Annotated in this window: 21 protein-coding genes and 1 pseudogene; 6 read left to right on the plus strand and 16 right to left on the minus strand. The window is 57.4% G+C overall.

Going from position 1 to position 22,669, the window contains the following annotated elements; translation table 11 throughout:
* Positions 1-3 precede the first annotated feature (3 nt).
* From tatA to udp, 6 genes are all read right to left on the minus strand, one after another.
* Positions 4-255, minus strand: coding sequence for a Sec-independent protein translocase subunit TatA (gene tatA / locus CWM54_RS26570; protein WP_002883425.1), 252 nt, complete (start codon positions 253-255; stop codon positions 4-6).
* A 129-nt stretch (positions 256-384) separates the two neighbouring features.
* Positions 385-2,025: a ubiquinone biosynthesis regulatory protein kinase UbiB gene (ubiB, locus tag CWM54_RS26575; protein ID WP_061156174.1), complete on the minus strand. Its 1,641-nt coding sequence runs from the start codon at positions 2,023-2,025 to the stop codon at positions 385-387.
* A complete protein-coding gene (gene ubiJ, locus CWM54_RS26580; RefSeq protein WP_061156175.1) occupies positions 2,022-2,627 on the minus strand; it encodes a ubiquinone biosynthesis protein UbiJ in 606 nt (201 codons plus the stop codon). Before ubiJ ends, ubiB begins: the two co-directional genes overlap by 4 nt.
* A gap of 13 nt (positions 2,628-2,640) precedes the next feature.
* Entirely contained in the window at positions 2,641-3,396 is a 756-nt protein-coding gene (gene ubiE, locus CWM54_RS26585; RefSeq protein ID WP_008807935.1) for a bifunctional demethylmenaquinone methyltransferase/2-methoxy-6-polyprenyl-1,4-benzoquinol methylase UbiE, read from the minus strand.
* Positions 3,397-3,466: 70 nt separating this feature from the next.
* Entirely contained in the window at positions 3,467-4,915 is a 1,449-nt protein-coding gene (gene rmuC, locus CWM54_RS26590; protein WP_061156176.1) for a DNA recombination protein RmuC, read from the minus strand.
* A 135-nt stretch (positions 4,916-5,050) separates the two neighbouring features.
* Positions 5,051-5,812 (minus strand): uridine phosphorylase, encoded by a 762-nt coding sequence (gene udp, locus CWM54_RS26595; protein WP_002883419.1) that lies wholly within the window; start codon positions 5,810-5,812, stop codon positions 5,051-5,053.
* A 272-nt stretch (positions 5,813-6,084) separates the two neighbouring features.
* Between udp and CWM54_RS26600 the strand changes: the two genes are divergently transcribed.
* Entirely contained in the window at positions 6,085-6,897 is an 813-nt protein-coding gene (locus tag CWM54_RS26600; RefSeq protein WP_012543223.1) for a dienelactone hydrolase family protein, read from the plus strand.
* A gap of 55 nt (positions 6,898-6,952) precedes the next feature.
* On the opposite strand, the gene metE is transcribed toward CWM54_RS26600, so the two are convergent.
* Complete coding sequence (gene metE, locus CWM54_RS26605; protein ID WP_100699100.1) at positions 6,953-9,217, minus strand: 5-methyltetrahydropteroyltriglutamate--homocysteine S-methyltransferase; 2,265 nt, start codon at positions 9,215-9,217, stop codon at positions 6,953-6,955.
* A gap of 236 nt (positions 9,218-9,453) precedes the next feature.
* Between metE and metR the strand changes: the two genes are divergently transcribed.
* The gene (gene metR / locus CWM54_RS26610; RefSeq protein WP_100699102.1) at positions 9,454-10,407 is read left to right on the plus strand and encodes an HTH-type transcriptional regulator MetR; all 954 of its coding nucleotides are present in this window, start codon (positions 9,454-9,456) and stop codon (positions 10,405-10,407) included.
* Here the strand turns inward: metR and CWM54_RS26615 are convergent.
* The 3 genes from CWM54_RS26615 to pldB all read right to left on the minus strand — a co-directional run bounded on the left by CWM54_RS26615 (position 10,295) and on the right by pldB (position 13,120).
* Complete coding sequence (locus tag CWM54_RS26615) at positions 10,295-11,194, minus strand: carboxylate/amino acid/amine transporter (protein WP_100699104.1); 900 nt, start codon at positions 11,192-11,194, stop codon at positions 10,295-10,297. The two genes, metR and CWM54_RS26615, sit on opposite strands and share 113 nt — an antisense overlap.
* Before the next feature lie 88 nt (positions 11,195-11,282).
* Complete coding sequence (gene yigL / locus CWM54_RS26620) at positions 11,283-12,083, minus strand: sugar/pyridoxal phosphate phosphatase YigL (protein ID WP_017899394.1); 801 nt, start codon at positions 12,081-12,083, stop codon at positions 11,283-11,285.
* 44 nt (positions 12,084-12,127) lie between these two features.
* Positions 12,128-13,120, minus strand: a complete 993-nt coding sequence (pldB, locus tag CWM54_RS26625; protein ID WP_061156182.1) for a lysophospholipase L2 — start codon at positions 13,118-13,120, stop codon at positions 12,128-12,130.
* Positions 13,121-13,229: 109 nt separating this feature from the next.
* Between pldB and rhtB the strand changes: the two genes are divergently transcribed.
* Both rhtB and CWM54_RS26635 read left to right on the plus strand, forming a co-directional pair.
* Positions 13,230-13,850 (plus strand): homoserine/homoserine lactone efflux protein, encoded by a 621-nt coding sequence (gene rhtB / locus CWM54_RS26630; RefSeq protein WP_100699106.1) that lies wholly within the window; start codon positions 13,230-13,232, stop codon positions 13,848-13,850.
* Position 13,851: 1 nt separating this feature from the next.
* A pseudogene (locus tag CWM54_RS26635) lies at positions 13,852-14,079 on the plus strand (ISNCY family transposase); the annotation flags it as partial.
* Positions 14,080-14,124: 45 nt separating this feature from the next.
* On the opposite strand, the gene rhtC reads toward CWM54_RS26635, so the two are convergent.
* The 3 genes from rhtC to pldA all read right to left on the minus strand — a co-directional run bounded on the left by rhtC (position 14,125) and on the right by pldA (position 17,561).
* Entirely contained in the window at positions 14,125-14,745 is a 621-nt protein-coding gene (gene rhtC, locus CWM54_RS26640; RefSeq protein ID WP_061156184.1) for a threonine export protein RhtC, read from the minus strand.
* Between the two features lie 61 nt (positions 14,746-14,806).
* Positions 14,807-16,633: an ATP-dependent DNA helicase RecQ gene (gene recQ / locus CWM54_RS26645; protein WP_100699108.1), complete on the minus strand. Its 1,827-nt coding sequence runs from the start codon at positions 16,631-16,633 to the stop codon at positions 14,807-14,809.
* Positions 16,634-16,700: 67 nt separating this feature from the next.
* Positions 16,701-17,561 (minus strand): phospholipase A, encoded by an 861-nt coding sequence (gene pldA, locus CWM54_RS26650; RefSeq protein WP_100699110.1) that lies wholly within the window; start codon positions 17,559-17,561, stop codon positions 16,701-16,703.
* 152 nt (positions 17,562-17,713) lie between these two features.
* Here pldA and yigI point away from each other — a divergent pair, with 152 nt between their 5' ends.
* A complete protein-coding gene (gene yigI / locus CWM54_RS26655; RefSeq protein ID WP_061156187.1) occupies positions 17,714-18,178 on the plus strand; it encodes an acyl-CoA thioesterase YigI in 465 nt (154 codons plus the stop codon).
* A 48-nt stretch (positions 18,179-18,226) separates the two neighbouring features.
* Complete coding sequence (gene rarD / locus CWM54_RS26660) at positions 18,227-19,120, plus strand: EamA family transporter RarD (RefSeq protein ID WP_061156188.1); 894 nt, start codon at positions 18,227-18,229, stop codon at positions 19,118-19,120.
* 43 nt (positions 19,121-19,163) lie between these two features.
* Here rarD and corA read toward each other — a convergent pair whose 3' ends face one another.
* The 3 genes from corA to uvrD form a co-directional block, all read right to left on the minus strand.
* Positions 19,164-20,114 (minus strand): magnesium/cobalt transporter CorA, encoded by a 951-nt coding sequence (gene corA, locus CWM54_RS26665; protein WP_012543234.1) that lies wholly within the window; start codon positions 20,112-20,114, stop codon positions 19,164-19,166.
* A 150-nt stretch (positions 20,115-20,264) separates the two neighbouring features.
* Positions 20,265-20,321, minus strand: a complete 57-nt coding sequence (ysgD, locus tag CWM54_RS29565) for a YsgD/CorL family protein (RefSeq protein ID WP_349815745.1) — start codon at positions 20,319-20,321, stop codon at positions 20,265-20,267.
* A 148-nt stretch (positions 20,322-20,469) separates the two neighbouring features.
* Positions 20,470-22,632, minus strand: coding sequence for a DNA helicase II (gene uvrD, locus CWM54_RS26670; protein WP_087805325.1), 2,163 nt, complete (start codon positions 22,630-22,632; stop codon positions 20,470-20,472).
* Positions 22,633-22,669 lie beyond the last annotated feature (37 nt).

Here is a 22,669-nt window from a genome sequence, read left to right on the forward strand (position 1 = left end):
GAGTTACACCTGCTCTTTGTCGTGGCGTTTTGTCTCGTCTTTTTTTGCATCATCCTGTTTATCGGCGATGGTTTTCGCCGTGAAATCTGCGTCTGGTGCCGACTTTTCGGGTTTATCATCATCACTCATGGCTTTTTTAAAGCCTTTGATCGATGCCCCTAAGTCTGACCCCAGTGAGCTCAGCTTCTTCGTCCCAAAAAGCAGAACTACGATGACGACAACAATTAATAACTGCCAAATACTGATACCACCCATACACGTTCCCCTATGACAGATGATGATTTGTGTGGACGCATTATACACGCCATCCTGCAAGCCGCCTCTTCGTCAGGCGACTGGCATGATTTTGCGCAAATTAGCCTGCGTCATGAAGAGGCGAACCGATCAGTGGGTTTTCCGCCAGCCAATCAGCCAGGTGACGATACCGCCGGCCATCAGCCAGCCGGGCATCATTCCCCACTCAGGGCGATGGATAAAGAGCAGCGTACCACTGAGCAATAAAACCGCGCCTATACCAAACAGATAACGGGACTGCCCCTGGCGGACATGACGCACATGCATATCCCGCACGATGGTATCGACGCTGGTCTGCAGCTGTTTGCTCTGCTGCAGGCTCTGATACACCAGCTCAGGTATTTCGGGCATTCTTTCGATCCAGAACGGCGCTTTGTCTTTAAACGCGCGCACCAGCGCCGGAATGCCGACCTGATCTTTGATCCACGACTCGAGGAAAGGCTTCGCCGTTTTCCACAAGTCTAACTGAGGATAGAGCTGCCGGCCTACCCCTTCTACGTAAAGTAATGTCTTCTGCAGCAAAACGAGCTGCGGCTGGACTTCCATATTGAAGCGCCGCGCAGTGTTGAACAGGTTAAGCAGCACGTGGCCGAACGAGATCTCCGCCAGCGGCTTCTCAAAGATCGGCTCGCAAACCGTGCGGATCGCGAACTCAAACTCTTCGACGTTGGTATCGGGCGGTACCCAACCGGAGTCCACGTGTAACTCGGCAACCTTACGATAATCGCGGTTGAAGAAGGCGATAAAGTTTTCCGCCAGATAGCGCTTATCTTCTTTGTTCAGCGAGCCGACAATACCGCAGTCGATGCCGATATACTGCGGATCTTCCGGGTGCTCGTAGCTGACGAATATGTTGCCAGGGTGCATGTCGGCATGGAAAAAGCTGTCGCGGAACACCTGGGTAAAGAAGACCTGCACGCCCCGCTCCGCCAGCAGCTGCATATTGGTCCCCTGGGCCTCCAGCGCTTCCACGTCGGACACCGGGATACCGTAGATGCGCTCCATCACCATCATGCTTTCGCTGCAGTAGTCGGGGTAAACCTCCGGCACATACAGCATCGGGCTGTCTTCGAAATTACGCCGTAGCTGAATGGCGTTGGCGGATTCCCGCAGCAGGTTCAGCTCGTCCAGCAGCGTTTTTTCATACTCGCGGACCACCTCCTGCGGGCGCAGACGACGGCCGTCAGGCAGCAGACGAGGCACCCAGCGCGCCAGGCGGTAGATGAGCTTCATGTCCGCTTTAATGATCGGCAAAATATCCGGGCGGATAACCTTGATAACCACCTCTTTGCCATTCTCTTTCAGACGCGCGGTATGCACCTGGGCGATGGACGCCGAGGCTAACGGCTCTACGGAGAAATCATCAAACCAGGCTTCCACCGGCAGGCCACCCATCGCTTTCTCTATCTGCTGCTGCGCGAGCTTTCCTTCAAAGGGCGCCACGCGGTCCTGCAACAGCGCCAGCTGATCGGCGATTTGCGGCGGGAAGAGATCCCGCCGCGTGGAAAGCATCTGGCCAAATTTGATCCACACCGGCCCCAGCTCCTGAAGCGCCAGGCGGAGACGGGTGCCAAGAGGTTGGTCTTGATGACGATTTGGCATCCAGAACAGCATCCGCCGCCAGATACGCAGCGGCAGCGTGAGACGAATTTTGGGGATGAGCTCATCGAGCCCGTAGCTCAAAAAGGTGTGGATGATGAAATACAGGCGCCGTAATTCTCCTGGCGTCATTTGCCCTCCAGCGTTTCCAGCCGTTTTTCCAGTGCGGCCAGCGCGCGTTCAATAGCCGTCGTTTCTTCCGCAAACCATGCCAGCTCCAGCGGCCCAGGCGCCAGTCGCCACTCTTCAGTGATCGCTTCCGCGACATAGCGCTGCTGGCGCTGCGCACCCTTCAGTAGAAACTGAGCGCCGCCGCGGAGGGCTTTGCCGACACCTTCGGCCACGATATCGCCGGTATAAGGCGCCAGCAGTTCAGCGGGATCGAACTCCGCCAGATCGCACAGGGAGACCATGTTCTGCACCACCTGCAGATCGCCCTGCACTTCCAGATCGCCGCTACGAATAAGCGCCGTGAGCTGCTGACGATTACGCAGTTTGGGCAGCACGCTGAGCCGGGTAATCACAGTGCAGTCGGCCTCACCCTCCCAGGCACTCAGGACATCTATCTGGCGTTCGCTGAACGCCAGTACGATCGGGGTGGAAAAGTCCTGCAGTTGAACTCGCAATACCTTACCCAGCAGGCGCTGACGGGCGGGTTTTAGCGCCTTGTCGCGCCAGAGAAAAGTATTCAGCGCCGTTTCAATGCCAGCGGTCACCAGAGGTGTGAAAGGCATAGCGTCCCTCCTGTCAGAACTTGTAACCGCGATGCAAGGCAACGATACCCGCCGTCAGGTTGTGATAGTCGACACTTTCAAAACCGGCATCCTGCATCATCCCTTTCAGGGTTTCCTGATCCGGGTGCATACGGATAGATTCTGCCAGATAGCGATAGCTGTCGCCGTCTTTTGCCACCAGTTCCCCCACCTTCGGCAGGATATGGAAGGAGTAAGCGTCGTAGGCTTTGCTGAGCGGTTCGATAATCGGTTTAGAAAACTCCAGCACCAGCAGACGTCCGCCCGGCTTCAGCACGCGGTACATCGAACGCAGCGCTTTTTCTTTATCGGTCACGTTACGCAGACCGAAAGAGATGGTGATGCAGTCAAAGGTATTATCAGCAAACGGCAGGGCTTCCGCGTTGGCCTGAACATACTCAACGTTACCCACGATGCCGATATTGCGCAGCTTTTCGCGGCCCATTTTGAGCATGGAATCATTGATATCAGCAAGCATGACGCGACCGGTTTCCCCTACCAGACGGGAGAACTTGGCCGTCAAATCGCCGGTCCCCCCCGCCAGATCCAGCACGGTCTGCCCGCGACGTACGCCGCTGCAGTCGATGGTGAAACGCTTCCACAAACGATGGATACCGAACGACATCAAGTCGTTCATCACATCATACTTTGCCGCGACAGAATGGAATACATGCGCCACCATGTCCTGTTTCTGCTCTTTAGCGACCGTCTGAAAGCCAAAGTGCGTCGTTTCTTGTGAATCCTCAACCATCTCTATGCCTGCTTGCTTTTCAAGAAAATGTTCACTGAGTGTATCAGATTCAGCGCATTTCCCATACGTTTCAGCGTGGCGGAGCCGCCTCCCGATTATGCAACGCCTCGGCAGAGTCGGGTGAAAACGCGTCATTTTCCGGGAGGTTATCCTCCTCTTCGAGACGATATTCATCGTCCTGGGCAGTGGCTTGTTCGACTAAATCAGGATTTATCCCGCGCTTCACCTCCACCCCCAGGCCGCGAAAGGCCTCCGCCTGGGCCAGCAGATTCCCGCGCCCGGAAGCGAGCTTTTTCATCGCCTGGCGATAGTTCTCTTGCGCCTTATCCAGACTCTGGCCAATGGCGGACATATCATCCACAAACAGGCGCATTTTGTCGTAAAGGCGCCCCGCCCGCTCGGCGATCTTCTGCGCGTTGCGGCTCTGATGCTCATAGCGCCACAGATTGGCGATAGTGCGCAGGGCTACCAGCAGCGTCGTCGGGCTGACCAGCATGATATTATTTTGCAACGCCTCGCTGATGAGCTCGGGCTGACGGTCGATGGCCACCAGGAACGCCGGCTCGACGGGAATAAACATCAGCACGTAGTCAAGAGATCGCAGGCCCGGCAGCTGTTGATAATCCTTGCGCCCCAGCAGGCGAATATGGTTTCGCACCGAGGCAAGGTGTTCCTGCAGCGCGGCTTCGCGGGTGTAGTCGTCTTCGGCGTTAAAATAGCGCTCATAGGCGACCAGGGTCATTTTGGCATCGATAACGACGTCTTTGCCCTGCGGCAGGCGCACGATAACGTCCGGCTGCATCCGCGAGCGGTTGTCGGTCTCGATGCTAACCTGAGTCTGGTACTCATAACCTTCGCGCAGGCCGGAGGCCTCCAGCACGCGGGTTAAAACTACTTCCCCCCAGTTGCCCTGGGTTTTGTTATCACCCTTCAGCGCTTTGGTCAGGTTCAGCGCCTCCTGCGCCATCTGCGCGTTCAGCTGCTGCAGATTGCGGATCTCATGCGCCAGGGTGTGCCTTTCCCGCGCCTCCTGGCCAAAGCTCTCCTGCACCTGGCGACGGAACCCGTCGAGCTGTTCGCGCAGCGGGGTCAGCAGGCCATGCAGGCTCTGGCGATTTTGCTCATCGACGCGCCGGTTGCTGTGTTCGAAAATGCGGTTGGCGAGGTTTTCAAACTGCTCGCTCAGGCGCTGCTCGCTGTTAACCATCTGACGGATCTTATCTTCCGCATGCAGTTGGGTGGATTCGAGCCGGGTGGTGACTTCACGCAGATCGGCCTCCAGCGAGGTATTGATATCCCGCAGGCTGCGCAGCTCATTGTTCAGCAGCTCGCACTCCTCCCGCCAGTGGGACTCCTGCACCAGCTGCTGGCGGGCGGCGCTCAGCTCAATATCCAGCTCTCGCCGCTCCTCAATGAGATCGGCCCGGATTTGGTCCGCGCGCGCTTTGGTTGCCAGCCAGCCGACAATTAACCCGGCAGCCAGTGCGATAATCGCGCTGATAATGATTGAGAGATCCACGACGCCCCCTGCGATAACCTAATGGCACAAAATAGAATTGTGCTGTACAAACGTCCAGTTTAAAAGGGATTTCCTGCGAGGAGCAACGCAAAAAAGAAAGGCCGGAGGACCCGGCCTGACAGAGAAGGGGTTGAATTACAGCAGACGGCGCGCCGCTTCCACGACGATTTTGACCGCGTGGCTTTCGGTTTGCTTCATGGTTTCGGCGTTAGGGATCTCTTGCTGGGTACGGTTAACGATAACCCCAGCAACCATCCCGGCACGCAGGCCCTGGCTGGCGCACATGGTCAGCAGCGTGGCGGATTCCATTTCATAGTTCATCACGCCCATTGCCTGCCACTCTTCCATTGAGCCCTTGAAGCGGCTCACCACGCGGCCGGAGAAGGTGTCGTAACGCTCCTGACCCGGGTAGAAGGTATCCGAAGAGGCGGTCACGCCGATATGGGTGGTGGCACCAATAGATTTCGCCGCTTCCACCAGCGCGGTGGTGCAGGCGAAGTCTGCGACGGCCGGGAATTCCATCGGCGCAAAGTGCAGGCTGGCGCCGTCCAGGCGAACGGAAGCGGTCGTGACCAGCACATCGCCAACGTTAATGTGCGGTTGAATCGCGCCGGTGGTGCCGATGCGCAGGAAGGTACGCACGCCCAGCTGCGCCAGCTCTTCCACGGCGATAGAAGTCGACGGGCCGCCGATGCCGGTAGAGCAGACGATCACCGGTTTGCCGTCCAGCTCCGCGCGCCAGGAGGTAAATTCGCGGTGGGATGCCAGCTTAACCGGCTTATCCATCAGCGCGGCGATCTTTTCCACACGCTCCGGATCGCCAGGGACGATAGCCAGCGTAGCCCCTTGTAAATCGTTCTTGGTGAGGCCGAGATGAAAAACATCAGACTTGGACATAAAAAACTCCTCTGTGGGTCGAATTATCAGCAGAAGCAAAACGGTACTGTACCGAAGCCCCTGGCATCTTTTTGTGATGATAGTCACCAAGACCAATAATGATTGCAGTTGTTTTTCAGTAAATAGTGATACACATCACATTAACAAGTTATATTCATCGTCACAGAACAAAAGATAGCCGCTTTCAGGCACTGTGCTTTATTACCGCCCGCACTAAAGGCAAAGGGTCTATAGTTACTGATGCGCTAATAAATAAGGGTACGGAGAATACCATGACCACCACCAAACAACCTGGATTCGCACCTGCTGCTTCACCACACGCCGCCACCGCCGTTCATACGCCGGAAGAGCATATTATCGCCGGAGAGACGTCTATTCCCTCCCAGGGTGAAAACATGCCGGCCTACCACGCCCGCCCGAAAAATGCCGACGGTCCGCTGCCGATCGTTATCGTGGTACAGGAAATTTTCGGCGTGCATGAACATATTCGCGATCTTTGTCGCCGCCTGGCGCAGGAAGGCTATCTGGCTATTGCGCCTGAATTGTACTTCCGTCAGGGCGATCCGAATGAGTACCACGATATCCCGACCCTGTTCAAAGAGCTGGTTACCAAGGTGCCGGACGCGCAGGTGCTGGCGGATCTCGACCATGTCGCCAGCTGGGCGGCGCGCCACGGCGGCGATGCCCATCGTCTGCTAATCACCGGCTTCTGCTGGGGCGGACGCATTACCTGGCTGTATGCCGCGCATAACCCGCAGCTGAAGGCAGGCGTGGCCTGGTACGGCAAGCTGGTGGGAGAAAAATCGCTGAATTCACCGAAGCATCCGGTGGATATCGCCGTTGATCTCAACGCCCCGGTGCTTGGTCTGTATGGCGCTAAAGACGCCAGTATTCCGCAGGACACCATCGAGACCATGCGTCAGGCGCTGCGGGCGGCGAATGCCACAGCGGAAATCGTGGTCTATCCCGAAGCCGATCATGCCTTTAACGCCGACTATCGCGCCAGCTATCACGAAGAGTCAGCCAAAGACGGCTGGCAGCGGATGCTCGCGTGGTTTGCTCAGTATGGCGGTAAAAAAGGGTAATAACCCGATGCAAAAAAAGGAGGCAAATGCCTCCTTATTATTTTTCGCCTGACTATCAGGCGGATTCGCGCAGATTCTGCGCCGCTTGCACCATATTCGCCAGCGCGGCGCGGGTTTCCGGCCAGCCGCGAGTTTTCAGACCGCAGTCCGGGTTAACCCACAGCCGCTCCGCCGGGATACGCTGCGCGGCTTTTGCCAGCAACGCTTCAATCCACTCCACGCTCGGCACGTTCGGCGAGTGAATATCATATACCCCCGGCCCGATTTCATTGGGGTACTCAAACGCTTCGAACGACTCCAGCAGTTCCATATCGGAACGCGAAGTTTCAATAGTGATCACGTCGGCATCCAGCGCGGCAATGGAGTCCATGATGTCGTTGAACTCGCAATAGCACATGTGGGTGTGGATCTGAGTGTCGTCTTTGGCGACCGCAGCGTTAAGGCGGAAGGCTTCCACACCCCACTGCAGATAGGCATCCCAGTCGCTGCGCTTCAGCGGTAACCCTTCGCGTAAAGCCGGCTCATCAATCTGGATGATGCCGATCCCAGCCTCCTCCAGATCCGCCACTTCATCACGCAGCGCCAGCGCAATCTGTTTCGCGATGGTTTCACGGCTGACGTCTTCCCGCGGGAAGGACCAGCACAGAATGGTCACCGGTCCAGTGAGCATCCCTTTCACCGGTTTGTCGGTCAGCGACTGCGCGTACTTCGCCCAGTCGACGGTGATCGCCTGCGGACGGCTGACGTCGCCGATCACCACCGGCGGCTTCACGCAGCGGGAACCATAGCTCTGCACCCAGCCGTTTTGCGTGAAGATGAAACCGTCCAGGTGTTCGCCGAAATACTCCACCATATCGTTACGCTCGGCTTCCCCGTGCACCAGTACGTCTAAACCTAACCGCTCCTGCTCGACGATCGCCTGCTTAATATGTTCCGCAATCCCGGTACGATAATGACTGGCATCCAGGTTGCCCTTTTTGAAGTCCAGGCGCAGGCCGCGGATCTCGGTCGTCTGCGGGAATGACCCGATGGTGGTGGTCGGCCATGCCGGCAGGTTAAAGCGTTGACGCTGTGCCTGAGCGCGAACTTCATAAGGGCTGGCGCGCTGGCTGTCCTGAGCGGTGATCGCCGCCAGCCGTTTTTCTACTTCCGCGTTGTGTACACGAGTCGAATGGCGACGGGCCTGGATTGGCGCGCTCCACTCGGTAATCGCCGCCGTATCGCCGCTGTTCAGCGCATCGCGCAGCAGCGCCAGCTCGCCGCATTTCTGCAGCGCGAAAGCAAACCAGCTCTTCACTTCCGTATCAAGGCGCGTCTCCACGCTCAGATCGATCGGGCTATGCAGCAGAGAGCAGGATGACGCGACCCAGAGGTCGCGTTTACCGACGAGGTCTTTAATTTGCGCATACTTTTCGGTGAGATCGGCGCGCCAGACGTTGCGCCCATTGATCAGACCCGCGGACAGCAGCCAGTCGGCCGGCAGGCGGTTATGCAGTTCAGCAACATCATCTTTGCCGTGCACCAGATCGACGTGCAGCCCCTGGACCGGTAGCGCAGCAATGGTCGTGAGATTGTCGCTAATGCCTTCAAAATAGGTGGTCAGCAGCAGTTTCACCTGGCCCTGCAGGGCGTCATAAGCCGGTTTAAAGGCCTCCCGCCACGTTGGCGGCAGCTCCAGCACCAGCGCCGGTTCATCAATCTGCACCCACTCGATGCCACGCTTCGCCAGTTCGGCCAGCACCTGCTGGTAAACCGGCAGGATGTCACTCAGCAGGCTCAGACGGTCAAACGGTTCACCTTTCACTTTGCCCAGCCACAGGTACGTTACCGGCCCCAGCAGCACGGGCTTGATCTTGTGGCCCAGCGCCAGCGCTTCGTCTACTTCATCCAGCAGTTGGGTCCAGGTCAGTTTGAACTGCTGGCCCTTCACGAACTCCGGCACCATGTAGTGATAGTTGGTGTTAAACCATTTGGTCATTTCCGCAGCGGCGGCCGGTTCGCCAGTCGGCGCGCGGCCGCGGCCAATGCGGAACAGGGTGTCGATATCGATGGATCCGTCTTTGTTCTGATGACGAGCCGGCACGTTGCCCAGCAGCAGGCTGGTAGTCAGAACATGGTCGTACCAGGCGAAATCCCCCACCGGTAACAGGTCTACCCCCGCCTGTTTCTGCTGCTCCCAGTGCCGGGCACGCAGCTCACGGCCTACTGTCAGCAGTTCCTCGCGAGTGGCGTTGCCCGCCCAGTAGCTCTCTTGCGCTTTCTTCAGCTCGCGACGCAGGCCAACGCGAGGAAAACCGAGGGTGTGGTTAATAATTGTCATGTGTTCTTCCTCTAATTAATTATTAATCCAAGGGATTTTGTATTTAGGGAAGGCGGCAAGTTTGCTCATCCCCAGGAGCTTACTGAAGTAAGTGACTGGGGTGAGCGAACGCAGCCAACGCACCATAAATTCAAAAGACTAAGGATTTTAGCCATCCAGATGTTTACACATCCATAATTGGCAGTTACTGTATATTCCTCAAGCGCAAATTGCTCATGGCGAAGTGAAGGACTTTCATGATCGAAATTAAACACCTGAAAACGCTGCAAGCGTTGCGGAACAGCGGTTCACTGGCGGGCGCGGCAGCGGCCCTGCACCAGACCCAGTCCGCCTTGTCTCACCAGTTCAGCGATCTGGAACAGCGCCTTGGCTTCCGTTTGTTTGTGCGTAAAAGCCAGCCACTACGCTTCACGCCGCAAGGGGAAATTCTGCTGCAGTTGGCCAATCAGGTGCTGCCGCAGATCGCTCGCGCCCTGCAGGACTGTAACGAACCGCAGCAGACCCGGCTGCGCCTGGCTATCGAATGTCACAGCTGTATTCAGTGGCTGACGCCGGCGCTGGAGAATTTCCGCGCCCGCTGGCCGCACGTGGAGGTCGACTTCCATTCCGGAGTGACCTTTGACCCGCAGCCTGCGCTGCAGCAGGGCGAACTGGATCTGGTGATGACCTCTGATATCCTGCCGCGCAGCGGTCTGCACTACTCGCCGATGTTTGATTATGAGGTGCGTCTGGTGCTGGCGCCCGAGCACCCGCTAGCCATGAAGACCCTGATTACGCCAGAGGACCTGGCCGCGGAAACGCTGCTGATTTATCCCGTGCAGCGCGGGCGCCTCGATATCTGGCGCCACTTCCTGCAGCCGGCCGGCATCAATCCCCAGCTGAAAAGCGTCGATAACACGCTGTTATTGATCCAGATGGTGGCCGCCAGGATGGGCATCGCTGCGCTGCCGCACTGGGTGGTGGAAAGCTTTGAACGCCAGAGTCTGGTGGTCACCAAAACCCTGGGTGAGGGATTATGGAGCCGGTTGTACGCGGCCGTCCGCGATGGCGAACAGCGTCAACCGGTCACTGAAGCGTTTATTCGCTCTGCGCGGAATCACGCCTGCGATCATCTGCCGTTTGTCCGGAGTGCGGAGCGACCCAGCGGCGATGTACCCACAGCGAGGCCAGGATCACCAACGCTCCGCTAATAAAGCTCGGCCAGTGCGGCTGCTCCTGCCAGATGGCAAGGTTAACCAGTAGCCCGGCGGGGACATGGACGTTATTCATGATCCCCAACGTGCCGGCATCCACCTGCGTGGCGCCATAGTTCCACATAAAGTAGCCCAGCCCTGAAGCCACCACGCCGAGCCACACCAGCACGCTCCACTGCAGCGTGGTGGTCGGCAGCTTCTGGGGGTTGCCCAGCATAAACCACGCCGCCACCGCCACGATAAAGGCCCCGACATAGAACCAGGCAAAGGCATTGTGCTGCGGCATCGGACGCACCTCCATCAGACGCTTATACCCCACCATACCGATGGCGAAGCAAAGATTTGACAGCTGTACCAGTAACAGCCCGGTCCAGAAATGATCGCTGACTTTGTCATAGCGGATAATCGCCGCCCCCAGCACCGCCAGCGCGGCGCTCAGCAGATAGCCCCAGCGCAGCTTACGTCCGCTGAGCAGGTCGTAGATCAGCGTGATATACAGCGGGGTAAATACGGTAAACAGCAGAAATTCCGAGACCGTCAGATAGAGATAGGCACGGAAAGCCAGCAGATACATGATGCCAAGCTGCATCGCGCCCACCAGCATATAGAGCACGATCGTGCGCGGAGACTGGCCGCGCGTGCGCAGGAAAGGCAGGAACACCAGCGCCGCCAGGCCCACACGCATCAGCACCGAAAAATAGCTGTCGACGCTACCGGCCAGGTATTCGCCAATCAGGCTAAAAGAAAAGGCCCACAGGATAGTGGTGATAATTAACAGCGCCACAATGATCGTCTCGTTGGATAAAGAACAGGCATTGTAGCGAAGAGTTAGGTTGACGACTGAACACTAATTAATCAGTCGTCAATCTTTTTCAGTCGAGGTATAGCTTACGCAGGTAGTGCGGGACCGCATCGTCGGCGTTGCTGCCGATCACTTCCAGTTCCGGATGCAGATCCTTCAGCCGTTGATGGGCGTTGGCCATGATGCAACCCTTGCCGGCCATCGACAGCATCTCAGCGTCGTTCATACCGTCGCCGAAGGCGATGCAATCGGAAAGACTGTAGCCAAGCATTTTCGCCACCGCCTCCAGCGCATGTCCCTTCGATACCCCACCCGCCATGACTTCCAGGCAGGTTAAGGTGGAGAAGCTGACGTTCACGCGATCGCCCCAGCGGGCGTTCATCGCCTGTTCAAGCGGCAGAAGATGCTCGTGATCCTCGCAGGTAAAGAACACTTTGCTGATCCCCTGCGGATCCAGTTCGCCCGGCTCATAAAGCTTGTAGTTAAACACCGCCTCCTTGAAGAAGCGCATCTCTTCCGGACGATGGCGGTTCATATACCACTCGTCTTCCCGATAGACGTTAGTGACGATTTTCGGGTCGTTACGCACGATCTCAAACAGGTCGGCGGCAATATCGCGGTCGAGGTTATGGGCGAAGATTTGCTGGCCATCGCTATCGTGAACGCGGGCGCCGTTAGAGGTGATCATGTACGACCGGATGCCGAGATTATCGCGGATCTGCCCGACGTCGATGTAGTGACGGCCAGTGGCGAAGACGAAATTGATCCCACGGGCGGTCAGCAGCTTCAGCGTCTCTTTGGCATACGGGGTCAGGAAATGATCGGGGGAAAGCAGCGTGCCGTCTAAATCAGACGCAACAACCTGGTACATAAAAAAGTTAACCTCTAAGCAGGGCGACGAGCGTTATCGTCGGATTAAGTATGTCGATTGAAAAACTCGACGATGGCATTTAGCGCGACTGAGCGCATATCGTCCTTTTCAAAAAGGATCTCATGGTATGCCCCTTTGATGACGAGCGGCTTACCGCCCTCACAGGGATGGCCAGCAGTGGCCCGTAATTCACAATAGCGGTCGTGCATCAGATTATCGACCACCCGCTCCTCCTCTGCCTGCAAAAGCAGCGTCGGAGCCGTATCTTTCTCGACATTCGCCAGTACTTCCTCGCCGGCAAGCATGCCCTCACGCACCCAGTGCCAGGTAGGGCCGCCGACCTGCAGTCGCGGTTCATCGGCATAGAAGCGCAAGTTGCGACGATAGCGTTGTCGACTGTGCGTCAGCACGTTAACGGCAAAAGGCAGCGCCCGCCAGCGCCCGGTGCCGATGGCATACTCTTCACGAATGCGCTGATGGCCCTCAGCCCAGTCGAGAATATGGCGCACCATCCAGTCCGGAAGCCGAATGATAATCCCGAACATCGGCGCGCAGAGCGCAATCGCATCGCAATGCGCCTGGTAACGTTGCAGAAAAAGCGTGGCAATCGCCCCGCCCATAGAGTGAGCGAGGATAAACCGTTTTCGCCAGTGTCCGGGGACCACCTGCTGCTGCCAGAGCGCCGCCAGGTCATCGACATAGTCGCTGAAGTTAACGACGTGTCCGCGGTGGGTATCAGAGAGCAGGCGGCCCGAGCGTCCCTGGCCGCGATGGTCAATAATCATCACGTCAAAGCCGCTGTGAAAGAGATCGTAGGCCACTTCGGCATACTTCACGTAGCTTTCAATGCGCCCGGGGCAAATCAGCACCAGACGATCGTTATTTTGCGCGCAAAAGCGAACAAAGCGTACCGGTACATCATCGACGCCTTTAAATTCAGCCTCTTCGCGCTGTCGCCAGAAATCCGTCAGCGGCCCCATGCTAAAGGCCGCAAACGCGTTTTCTCGTGTTTCCCAGTCCTTTTTCTGCCCAAACATCGGGTTTACACCCCTGTTAACCGCTGAAAATCGTTTTTTTGCCGTGTATCACACAATGCTGACACAATAGCGTATTGTGGCATAAAAACAGACAATCAGGGAGTTTCTCATGACCATTGAGTGGTGGTTTGCCTACCTGCTGACATCAATCATTCTCAGCCTGTCGCCGGGTTCCGGCGCGATTAATACCATGACCACCTCCATTAACCACGGTTACCGCGGCGCGGCGGCGTCGATTGCCGGTTTGCAGACTGGTCTGGTTATTCATATCGTGCTGGTTGGCGTCGGTCTCGGCACCCTGTTCTCCCGCTCGGTGCTGGCCTTTGAAGTGCTGAAATGGGCCGGTGCAGCCTACCTGATCTGGCTGGGTATCCAGCAATGGCGGGCAGCTGGGGCCATCGACCTGAATACGCTGGCGAAGGCGCAGACGCGCGGCAAACTGTTCCAGCGCGCAGTTTTCGTGAATCTCACCAATCCCAAAAGCATTGTTTTTCTGGCCGCTCTGTTTCCACAGTTTATCCTGCCGCACCAGCCGCAGCTGATGCAGTATCTCGTTCTGGGTATCACCACCATTGTCGTCGATATCATTGTGATGATTGGCTATGCGACCCTGGCGCAGCGCATTTCAGCGTGGATTAAAGGTCCAAAGCAGATGAAGGCACTGAACAAAGTCTTTGGTTCACTGTTTATGCTGGTCGGGGCGCTGCTGGCCTCCGCCCGTCACGCCTGAATATAAGCTGGCACAGCGCGTGCCGCAGCATGGAGGATTACTGATGACGCTGGCGGAAACATGGCTTGCAGAAGGTATGGAGAAAGGCGTACAGCAGGGCATAAAAGAAGGTAAACACCAGGCCTTGCTGCAGGTTGCCGAAGCAATGCACAAACGCGGTATTGATGACGCAGCCATTATGGAAATGACCGGTCTGGCTGAGGATGAGCTGCAGCGGCTTCGCCACTGACACTCTCTCCACCCGGGTTTGTCCGGGTGGAGGACCACATACAGATTAACGCGAGATAATCAGGTGGATGCCGAAGCCCGCAAACAGCGTACCGGCGATACCATCGATCCACTTCGCCATCCGCTGATAGCCGCGGCGCATCCCCGGCAGGGCGAACAGGCTGGCAACCACCATAAACCAGGCCAGCGTCTCAACGATAATCAGCAGGAAAATACCCCAGCGCGCACCAGCGCCGACGCTGTCACCCACGAACAGCGAGAACACCGAGCCGAAATAGATAATCGCTTTCGGATTCGCCAGATTGGTCAGCAATCCCTTCACGAAGCTGCGTCCACTGCGGGCCAGCTCCACCTGCGGCTCCGCCGAGGCCACCGCCTCTTTTTTCAGCGCGCCGCGCAGCATCTGGTAGCCCATCCAGCACAGATACAGACCGCCACCAACCATAATGATGTTATGCAGCCACGCCATCTGCGCAAGGATCAGGTTCAGGCCGAGCAGGGCAACCCCCGCCCAGACCATTACGCCGCAGGTGATCCCCAGCACACCCATCATCGCCTCTCTGCGCGAGCGGCTGATGGCCGTTTGTGAGACAAAGAAAAAGTCCGGCCCCGGGCTCATCAGCGCAATGATATGCACCAGCGCCACGGTGAGGAAAAGCATCAGCATAGTTAACTCGCAGGAAAATAGTGAAGAGGGAAACTATTCTGGCACCTTTTCCCGCGGCTGACTACTCATCATCACCATCGACATGAGCACGTATCAATGCCATGAATTCTTTACCGAAGCGCTCAAGTTTGCGCGTCCCCACGCCGTTGACGCTGAGCATCTCGCCGGCGGTGAGTGGCGACTGTTCCGCCATCTCGATCAGCGTCGCGTCGTTGAAGACCACGTATGGCGGGATATTCTCTTCGTCGGCGATCGCTTTACGCAATTTGCGCAGCTTGGCAAACAGCTTGCGGTCGTAATTGCCGCCAAAGGATTTCTGCATCGCCTTCGGCTTCAGCGCCACGATACGCGGCACGGCAAGCTGCAGCGGCACCTCGCCGCGCAGAACCGGTCGTGCGGCTTCGGTCAGCTGCAGTGCGGAGTGCTGGGCGATATTCTGCGCCACCAGCCCAAGGTGAATCAGTTGGCGGATCACGCTCACCCAGTGCTCGTGACTCTGCTCCCGGCCGATGCCGTAAACCGGCAGCTTATCGTGGCCCATGTCACGGATGCGCTGGTTGTTGGCCCCGCGCAGGACCTCCACCACGTAACCCATCCCGAAACGTTGATTCACCCGGTAAATCGTTGAAAGCGCCTTGCGCGCATCCATTAAGCCATCGTACTGCTTTGGCGGATCAAGACAGATATCGCAGTTGCCGCACGGCTCCTGGCGCCCTTCGCCAAAGTAGTTCAGTAGCACCAGACGACGACAGGTTTGCGCTTCGGCAAACGCCCCCATCGCATTCAGCTTATGCCGCTCGATATCCTGCAGCGGCCCGGCGGGCTTTTCTTCCAGACAGCGGCGCAGCCACGCCATATCCGCCGGATCGTAAAACAGCATCGCTTCCGCCGGCAGGCCATCACGCCCGGCGCGGCCGGTTTCCTGGTAGTAGGATTCAATATTGCGCGGGATATCGAAGTGCACCACAAAACGGACGTTCGGCTTGTTGATGCCCATCCCGAAGGCCACCGTCGCCACCACGATCTGCAGATCGTCGCGCTGGAATTTCTCCTGCACGTCGGCGCGGACGGCGTTTTCCAGACCAGCATGGTAAGCCGCTGCGCTGATGCCGCGGCTCTGCAAACGCGCTGCGGTATCTTCCACTTTCGAGCGGCTGTTGCAGTAGATGATGCCCGATTTGCCGCGCTGATCCTGAACGTAGCGCATCAGTTGATCGAGCGGTTTGAATTTCTCCATCAGCATATAGCGGATGTTCGGCCGATCGAAGCTGCTGACCTGAATCAGCGGATCGTTAAGCCCGAGCAGACGGACGATATCACGGCGGGTGGTGTCATCGGCGGTGGCGGTCAATGCCATAAACGGGATCTGCGGCATCCGCTGGCGCAGCTGGCCCAGCGCGGCATATTCCGGACGGAAGTCATGGCCCCACTGGGAGATACAGTGCGCTTCGTCTACCGCCAGCATCGCCAGGTTCCAGTTCGTCAGATGCTCAAGAAAGTTATCCAGCATCAACCGTTCCGGCGCGATATACAGCAGACGAACCTGCCCGCTGCGACAGCCGGCCATCACTTCCTGCTGCTGCTCGCGGCTTTGCGTCGAGTTCAGACAAGCCGCCGCCACGCCGTTGGCCAGCAGTTGATCGACCTGGTCCTTCATCAGCGAGATCAGCGGCGAGACCACCACCGTCAAACCGCCCATGACCAGCGCCGGCACCTGATAGCACAGCGACTTGCCGCCACCGGTCGGCATGACCACCAGGCAGTCCCGGCCCTCAAGCACCGTCTCGATAATCGTTTCCTGGCCAGGACGGAACTGCTGGTAGCCGAAGGTCTCTTGTAAAACCTGCTTAGCCAGCGATTCCTGATTTAATACTTCCGCCTGTGCCACGTTGACCCCATTTGCCTGAAAAGAAAACAGGCGCTATTTTCAGCGCCTGTGAGCCAGAGTGCAACGATTAAAACAGATCGTTGAGCATTAGCCCGATGCCGACGCGCGTTTGATTAAAGTTGTAGTCGATAAGCGATTCGCCGTAACCGCTGTAGATCTGCGTATAGGCGCGAACATGTTTAGTAATGGGATAGCTCACGCCGAGCTCCGCCCCGCCATAGCCGGTGTTCCAGTTATATTGCCCCTGCGCGCTGAGGATCGCCTCTCCCAGCTGGTAACCCACCTTCAGCCGGTAATAGCCCATATATTTGGTGATATCCGGGTTATCATCGGTGTTGCCCACCACGTACCAGGGCTTCACTTCCACCAGCCAGTTGCCGTTTTGCGCCATCAGGCGGGCATAAAGCCGGTTCCAGCTGCGCGAGGTAGGGTCGGAACGACCATTCGAGTCGTGGTTATACCCCATCTCGATGTCGCGCAGCGTCCAGCCAGCAAACTGATAGTCAGTCGCAAAGCCCAAAAACAGCTGTGGTTCGTAATTAGTCTCGCGAAACGGCGCCGACTCTTTGCTGTTGGAAAGCTGCCACCAGGATTTCTGGGTGTACGATGCGCCGAGCAGCGAATTATCGCCCAGGATGCCACGCCACAGCGGGACCGCCAGACTCAGCTGAAATTTCACTTCATCTTTACGGGCGTTTTCGGCCCAGTCATAGCTGCGGATCGCCTCTTTATTGAGGTCGCTGGTCCAGGTGTAGAGCAGATAGTTGCTCTCATAAGGATAGAGCAGGAAAGGATTATCATGGTCCTGGAGCAGGTTGGCGATAATGCTGCCGCGCACGGCAGGTTTGTCGTGAACCGACGCATCCTGCGCCATAACACCGGCCGGTAACGCGCACAGCGCCACCAGGCTGGCCAAAGAGATACGCATGCTGGTCTCCTGATAAATAGTTTTTATTTTTGTTTAACCCGAAGCCATTCTACCTGTTTATTAATCACCTGCCCCTTAATCCGCTCCGAAAGTGGAAATCAATATTTTAGAAGCATAAAATCAACATTTTGTTAACGAATGGAACCGGTGTTATGTCTGAACTTACTGCCGAAGCAGCGCTGAAACTGGTGGGGGAGATTTTCGTCTATCACATGCCGTTTAACCGCGCCCTCGGCCTCGAACTGGATCGCTATGAAAAAGCGTTTGCCCAGCTCAGCTTTAATAATCAGCCGATGATGGTCGGCAACTGGGCGCAGAGTATTTTGCATGGCGGAGTGATCGCCTCCGCGCTGGACGTCGCCGCTGGCCTGGTCTGCGTCGGTAGCACCCTCACCCGCCATGACACCATCAACGAAGAAGAGCTGCGCCAGCGCCTCTCCCGCATGGGAACCATCGACCTGCGCGTGGACTACCTGCGTCCGGGCCGCGGCGAACGGTTTACCGCCACCAGCAGCCTGCTGCGCGCCGGCAATAAAGTGGCGGTAGCCCGCGTGGAACTGCATAACGAAGCTCAGGTATATATTGCCAGCGCTACGGCCACCTATATGGTGGGTTGATTGGCCAAAATCGAGTAACATCACTCTCTTTGGCAATGGATTTTACCGATGGATGCGAAACAGACGCGGTTAGGGATCATTCTGGCCCTCGCCGCCTACTTTATATGGGGTATCGCGCCAGCGTACTTCAAACTTATCTACTATGTTCCCGCCGATGAAATTCTGACCCATCGCGTGATCTGGTCCTTCTTCTTCATGGTGGCGCTCATCAGCGTCAGCCGCCAGTGGCCGCAGGTGAAAAAGCTGCTGAAGACGCCGCGCAAGATCTTCCTGCTGGCGCTCTCTGCGGTGCTGGTCGGCGGCAACTGGCTGCTCTTCATCTGGGCGGTGAATAACCACCATATGCTGGAAGCCAGCCTCGGCTACTTTATTAACCCGCTGGTGAACATTCTGTTAGGCATGATTTTCCTCGGCGAACGCTTCCGTCGTCTGCAGTGGCTGGCGGTGATCCTCGCCTTTTGCGGCGTGCTGGTGCAGCTGTGGACCTTTGGTTCGCTGCCGGTAATTGGCCTTGGACTGGCCTTCAGCTTTGCCTTTTACGGCCTGGTGCGGAAGAAAATTGCTGTCGACGCGCAGACCGGTATGTTGGTGGAAACACTGTGGCTTCTGCCGGTGGCGGCAATCTGGCTGTTCGGCATCACCGATAGCCCGACCAGCCATATGGGGGAAAACCCCTGGTCGCTCAATCTGCTCCTGATGGCCGCGGGCGTGGTAACCACCATTCCCCTGCTGTGCTTCACCGGCGCGGCAACCCGCCTGCGCCTGTCGACGCTGGGTTTCTTCCAGTACATCGGTCCGACACTGATGTTCCTGCTGGCGGTGACGTTCTACGGCGAAGTGCCGGGCAAGGATAAAATGGTGACCTTTGGCTTTATCTGGGTCGCGCTGGCGGTGTTTATCGTCGATGCGCTGTATACCCAGCGCCGGCTGCGCAGAGGCTAAGCCTCCCTCAGCCAGTAAAAAAGGGAGCCGGCGCTCCCTTTTTTTACAGCCAGTTTTTACGCTTGAAGTAGAGATACGGCGCCAGGCCGGCCAGCATCATAAAGACGATCGCCCCCGGGTAGCCGAAGCTCCAGTGCAGCTCCGGCATAAATTCAAAGTTCATCCCGTAGCTGGACGCCACCAGGGTCGGCGGCAGGAACACCACCGACACCACCGAGAAGATCTTGATGATGCGGTTCTGCTCGATATTGATGAAACCCATCGCCGCCTGCATCAGGAAGTTCACCTTCTGGAACAGCGATTCGTTGTGCGGCAGCAGGGATTCGATATCGCGCAGGATCTCCCGCGCCTGCTCCAGCTGGCCCGCCGGCAGGCGCGCCTTACGCACGAGGAAGTTCAGCGCGCGCTGGGTATCCATCAGACAGAGGCGCACCTTCCAGCCGATATCTTCCAGTTCAGCCAGCGTCGACAGCGCTTCGTCGTACTCGTCGCCCTGATGGCCTTCCATAATCACGCGGCTCAGCTTTTCCAGGTCGCTGTAGATGTTTTCAATTTCATCCGCCAGCTGCTCGATTTTGGTTTCGAACAGGTCGAGCAGCAGTTCATAGGCGTTACCGTCGACCAGCGTCTGGTTACGCACGCGCATACGGTACAAGCGGAAAGCGGGCAGTTCGCGCTCGCGCAGCGTGAACAGGCGGCCTTCGCGGATGGTAAACGCCACGGTAGAGTTGCCGGCGTGATCTTCGGCATCTTCAAAAAAGAAGAAGGAGTGGATGTGTAACCCATCTTCATCTTCAAAGAAACGCGCGGAGGCTTCGATATCTTCCAGTTCCGGGCGCGTCGCCAGGTTCTGACCCAGTTCCGTCTGCACGCGGCTTCGCTCATCGTCGTCAGGCTCGACCAGATCGACCCACACCGAGCTGGCGAGGTGCTTGATCTCATCGGCTTCCAGGCGCGTTAAACGATTGTTTTCCAGTTGAAATGCGCTCAGCATGACCGGGACTCCCAATGCAAAAAAATTATCGGACAGTTCGGTGGGCACACAGAAACAAATTGGGTTTCAGACCATTAAGCCTGACTCAGCGCGACGGGAATGGGGCAGGTCGCTGACAACCGCTAAGGCTATCAGCATAAGAGGATAGCCTTAGGAGTTGTTCCTGAATGACAGGAAGTTGAGCCAGCATCTACTGGGTGTGTCCAAGGCGAATGTCCTCTTAGCGTAATCGTGCGCGCATGTTACGCCAGCGCAAAATCGGCGTCAACACGCAACGGAACGCGAAAGCGCAAATCAGGCGCCTTAACGTATAAAGGTAGCAGATTATTACAAAATAATGATATTTTTCTTAATGTTACACTTCCTCAAGCCGTGCGTAAGCCGCCACCAGCCATTTGATTCCCTGGCCCTGAAAAGCCACCTGCAGCCGGCTGTGCTCGCCGCTGCCTTCGAGGTTGACAATAGTGCCTTCGCCAAACTTCGGATGACGCACCCGCTGACCTAACTTGTAGCCGGTATCGCTCTCGGCAATCGGCGCGCCCAGCCGCTGATGGTTTACCGGGCGGCTCACCGTAGCCCGCAGACGCACTTCTTCTACGCACTCCTGCGGCAACTCCCCGATAAAGCGCGACGGGCGGTGATAAACCTCTTTGCCGTACAGACGGCGGGTTTCGGCGTAAGTCAGCGTCAGCTTCTGCATGGCGCGCGTTACGCCAACGTAGGCCAGACGACGCTCTTCTTCCAGACGGCCACCTTCATCAAGCGCCATCTGGCTCGGGAACATCCCTTCTTCGACGCCGACGATAAACACCTGCGGGAACTCCAGCCCTTTCGCCGAGTGCAGGGTCATCAGTTGAACCGCGTCCTGCCAGGTATCCGCCTGCCCTTCGCCCGCTTCCAGCGCGGCGTGGGAGAGGAACGCCTGCAGCGGCATCAGGTCTTCATCTTCTTCGTTGTAGCTGAACTGGCGCGTCGCCGTCACCAGTTCCTCTAAGTTTTCAATACGGGTCTGGCCCTTCTCGCCTTTCTCCTGCTCATACATCGCGCGCAGCCCGGAGTCTTTAATCACCCGATCGGTCTGGACATGTAGCGGCATATCGGCGGTTTCCTGCGCCAGCGCGTCGATAAGCTCCATAAAGCGCTGCAGAGCGCTGGCGGCACGGCCAGCCAGCACTTTCTCTTTCAGCAGCTCGCGGCAGGCCTGCCATAGCGTCAGCTGACGATCGCGCGACGTCTGGCGCACCACGTCCAGCGTACGGTCGCCGATGCCGCGAGTCGGCGTATTGACCACCCGCTCAAACGCTGCATCGTCGTTACGGTTGGCAATCAGGCGCAGATAAGAGAGCGCATCTTTGATTTCCTGACGTTCGAAGAAGCGCATACCGCCGTAGATACGGTACGGCATGCTGGCCTGCAGCAGCGCTTCTTCCAGCACGCGCGACTGGGCGTTACTGCGATAGAGAATGGCGCATTGCTCCAGCGCGCCGCCGTTCTCCTGCCAGGTTTTAATTCGGTTCACCACGAAACGCGCTTCGTCGAGATCGTTGAAGGCGCAGTACAGCGAAATCGGCTCGCCGTCGGCGCCGTCGGTCCACAGTTTCTTGCCCAGGCGCCCGTTGTTGTTTTCAATCAGGGCGTTGGCAGCGCTAAGAATATTGCTGGTTGAACGATAGTTCTGCTCCAGGCGAATAGTTTCCGCGCCGGGGAAGTCGTTGAGGAAGCGCTGAATGTTCTCGACCTGCGCGCCGCGCCAGCCGTAAATCGACTGGTCATCATCGCCAACGATCATCACTTTGCCGGTATCGCCCGCCAGCAGGCGGATCCAGGCGTACTGGATGTTGTTGGTGTCCTGGAATTCATCGACGAGGATATTGGTGAAACGCTCACGGTAGTGCTGCAGGATATGCGGCTTGTTCAGCCATAGCTCGTGCGCACGCAGCAGCAGCTCAGCGAAATCCACCAACCCGGCGCGGTCGCAGGCTTCCTGGTAGGCCTGATAGACCTTCTGCCAGGTCTGCTCCACCGGGTTGCCGTAGCTCTGAATGTGATGCGGGCGCAGCCCTTCATCTTTCTGGCTGTTGATGTACCACATCGCCTGACGCGGCGGCCATTGTTTCTCGTCCAGGTTCATCGCCTTAATCAGACGCTTCAGCAGACGCAGCTGGTCTTCGCTATCGAGGATTTGAAAATCCTGCGGTAGATTGGCGTCCAGATGGTGCGCACGCAGCAGGCGGTGCGCCAGCCCATGGAAGGTGCCCACCCACATGCCGCCCTGGGTAGTGCCCATCAGTTGGCCGATACGGTGGCGCATTTCCGCCGCCGCTTTGTTGGTAAAGGTCACCGCCATAATTGAGTACGGCGAGCAGTTCTCCACGCTCAGCAGCCAGGCAATACGGTGCACCAGAACGCGCGTCTTGCCACTGCCCGCCCCTGCCAGAACCAGCATATTGGTGCGCGAAGCGGCTACGGCTTCACGCTGTTTGTCATTAAGGCTGTCGAGCAGGTAAGAAACGTCCATTGGCACCGCCGGAAGAGAAGGGGTTCCACGAACCCCT

The sequence above is a fragment of the Klebsiella sp. D-Nf1 genome (assembly GCF_002810515.1).
GTDB lineage: Bacteria > Pseudomonadota > Gammaproteobacteria > Enterobacterales > Enterobacteriaceae > Klebsiella > Klebsiella variicola.

Coding starts and splice junctions, on each gene's coding strand:
- ubiE (WP_008807935.1), bottom strand. CDS start 3,396: ATGGTTGAGGATTCACAAGAAACGACGCACTTTGGCTTTCAGACGGTC.
- yigI (WP_061156187.1), top strand. CDS start 17,714: ATGTCTGAACTTACTGCCGAAGCAGCGCTGAAACTGGTGGGGGAGATT.
- ubiB (WP_061156174.1), bottom strand. CDS start 2,025: ATGACGCCAGGAGAATTACGGCGCCTGTATTTCATCATCCACACCTTT.
- uvrD (WP_087805325.1), bottom strand. CDS start 22,632: ATGGACGTTTCTTACCTGCTCGACAGCCTTAATGACAAACAGCGTGAA.
- metE (WP_100699100.1), bottom strand. CDS start 9,217: ATGACAATTATTAACCACACCCTCGGTTTTCCTCGCGTTGGCCTGCGT.
- rhtC (WP_061156184.1), bottom strand. CDS start 14,745: ATGCTGATGCTTTTCCTCACCGTGGCGCTGGTGCATATCATTGCGCTG.
- rhtB (WP_100699106.1), top strand. CDS start 13,230: ATGACCATTGAGTGGTGGTTTGCCTACCTGCTGACATCAATCATTCTC.
- rarD (WP_061156188.1), top strand. CDS start 18,227: ATGGATGCGAAACAGACGCGGTTAGGGATCATTCTGGCCCTCGCCGCC.
- ubiJ (WP_061156175.1), bottom strand. CDS start 2,627: ATGCCTTTCACACCTCTGGTGACCGCTGGCATTGAAACGGCGCTGAAT.
- tatA (WP_002883425.1), bottom strand. CDS start 255: ATGGGTGGTATCAGTATTTGGCAGTTATTAATTGTTGTCGTCATCGTA.
- pldB (WP_061156182.1), bottom strand. CDS start 13,120: ATGTTTGGGCAGAAAAAGGACTGGGAAACACGAGAAAACGCGTTTGCG.
- corA (WP_012543234.1), bottom strand. CDS start 20,114: ATGCTGAGCGCATTTCAACTGGAAAACAATCGTTTAACGCGCCTGGAA.
- CWM54_RS26600 (WP_012543223.1), top strand. CDS start 6,085: ATGACCACCACCAAACAACCTGGATTCGCACCTGCTGCTTCACCACAC.
- pldA (WP_100699110.1), bottom strand. CDS start 17,561: ATGCGTATCTCTTTGGCCAGCCTGGTGGCGCTGTGCGCGTTACCGGCC.
- yigL (WP_017899394.1), bottom strand. CDS start 12,083: ATGTACCAGGTTGTTGCGTCTGATTTAGACGGCACGCTGCTTTCCCCC.
- udp (WP_002883419.1), bottom strand. CDS start 5,812: ATGTCCAAGTCTGATGTTTTTCATCTCGGCCTCACCAAGAACGATTTA.
- metR (WP_100699102.1), top strand. CDS start 9,454: ATGATCGAAATTAAACACCTGAAAACGCTGCAAGCGTTGCGGAACAGC.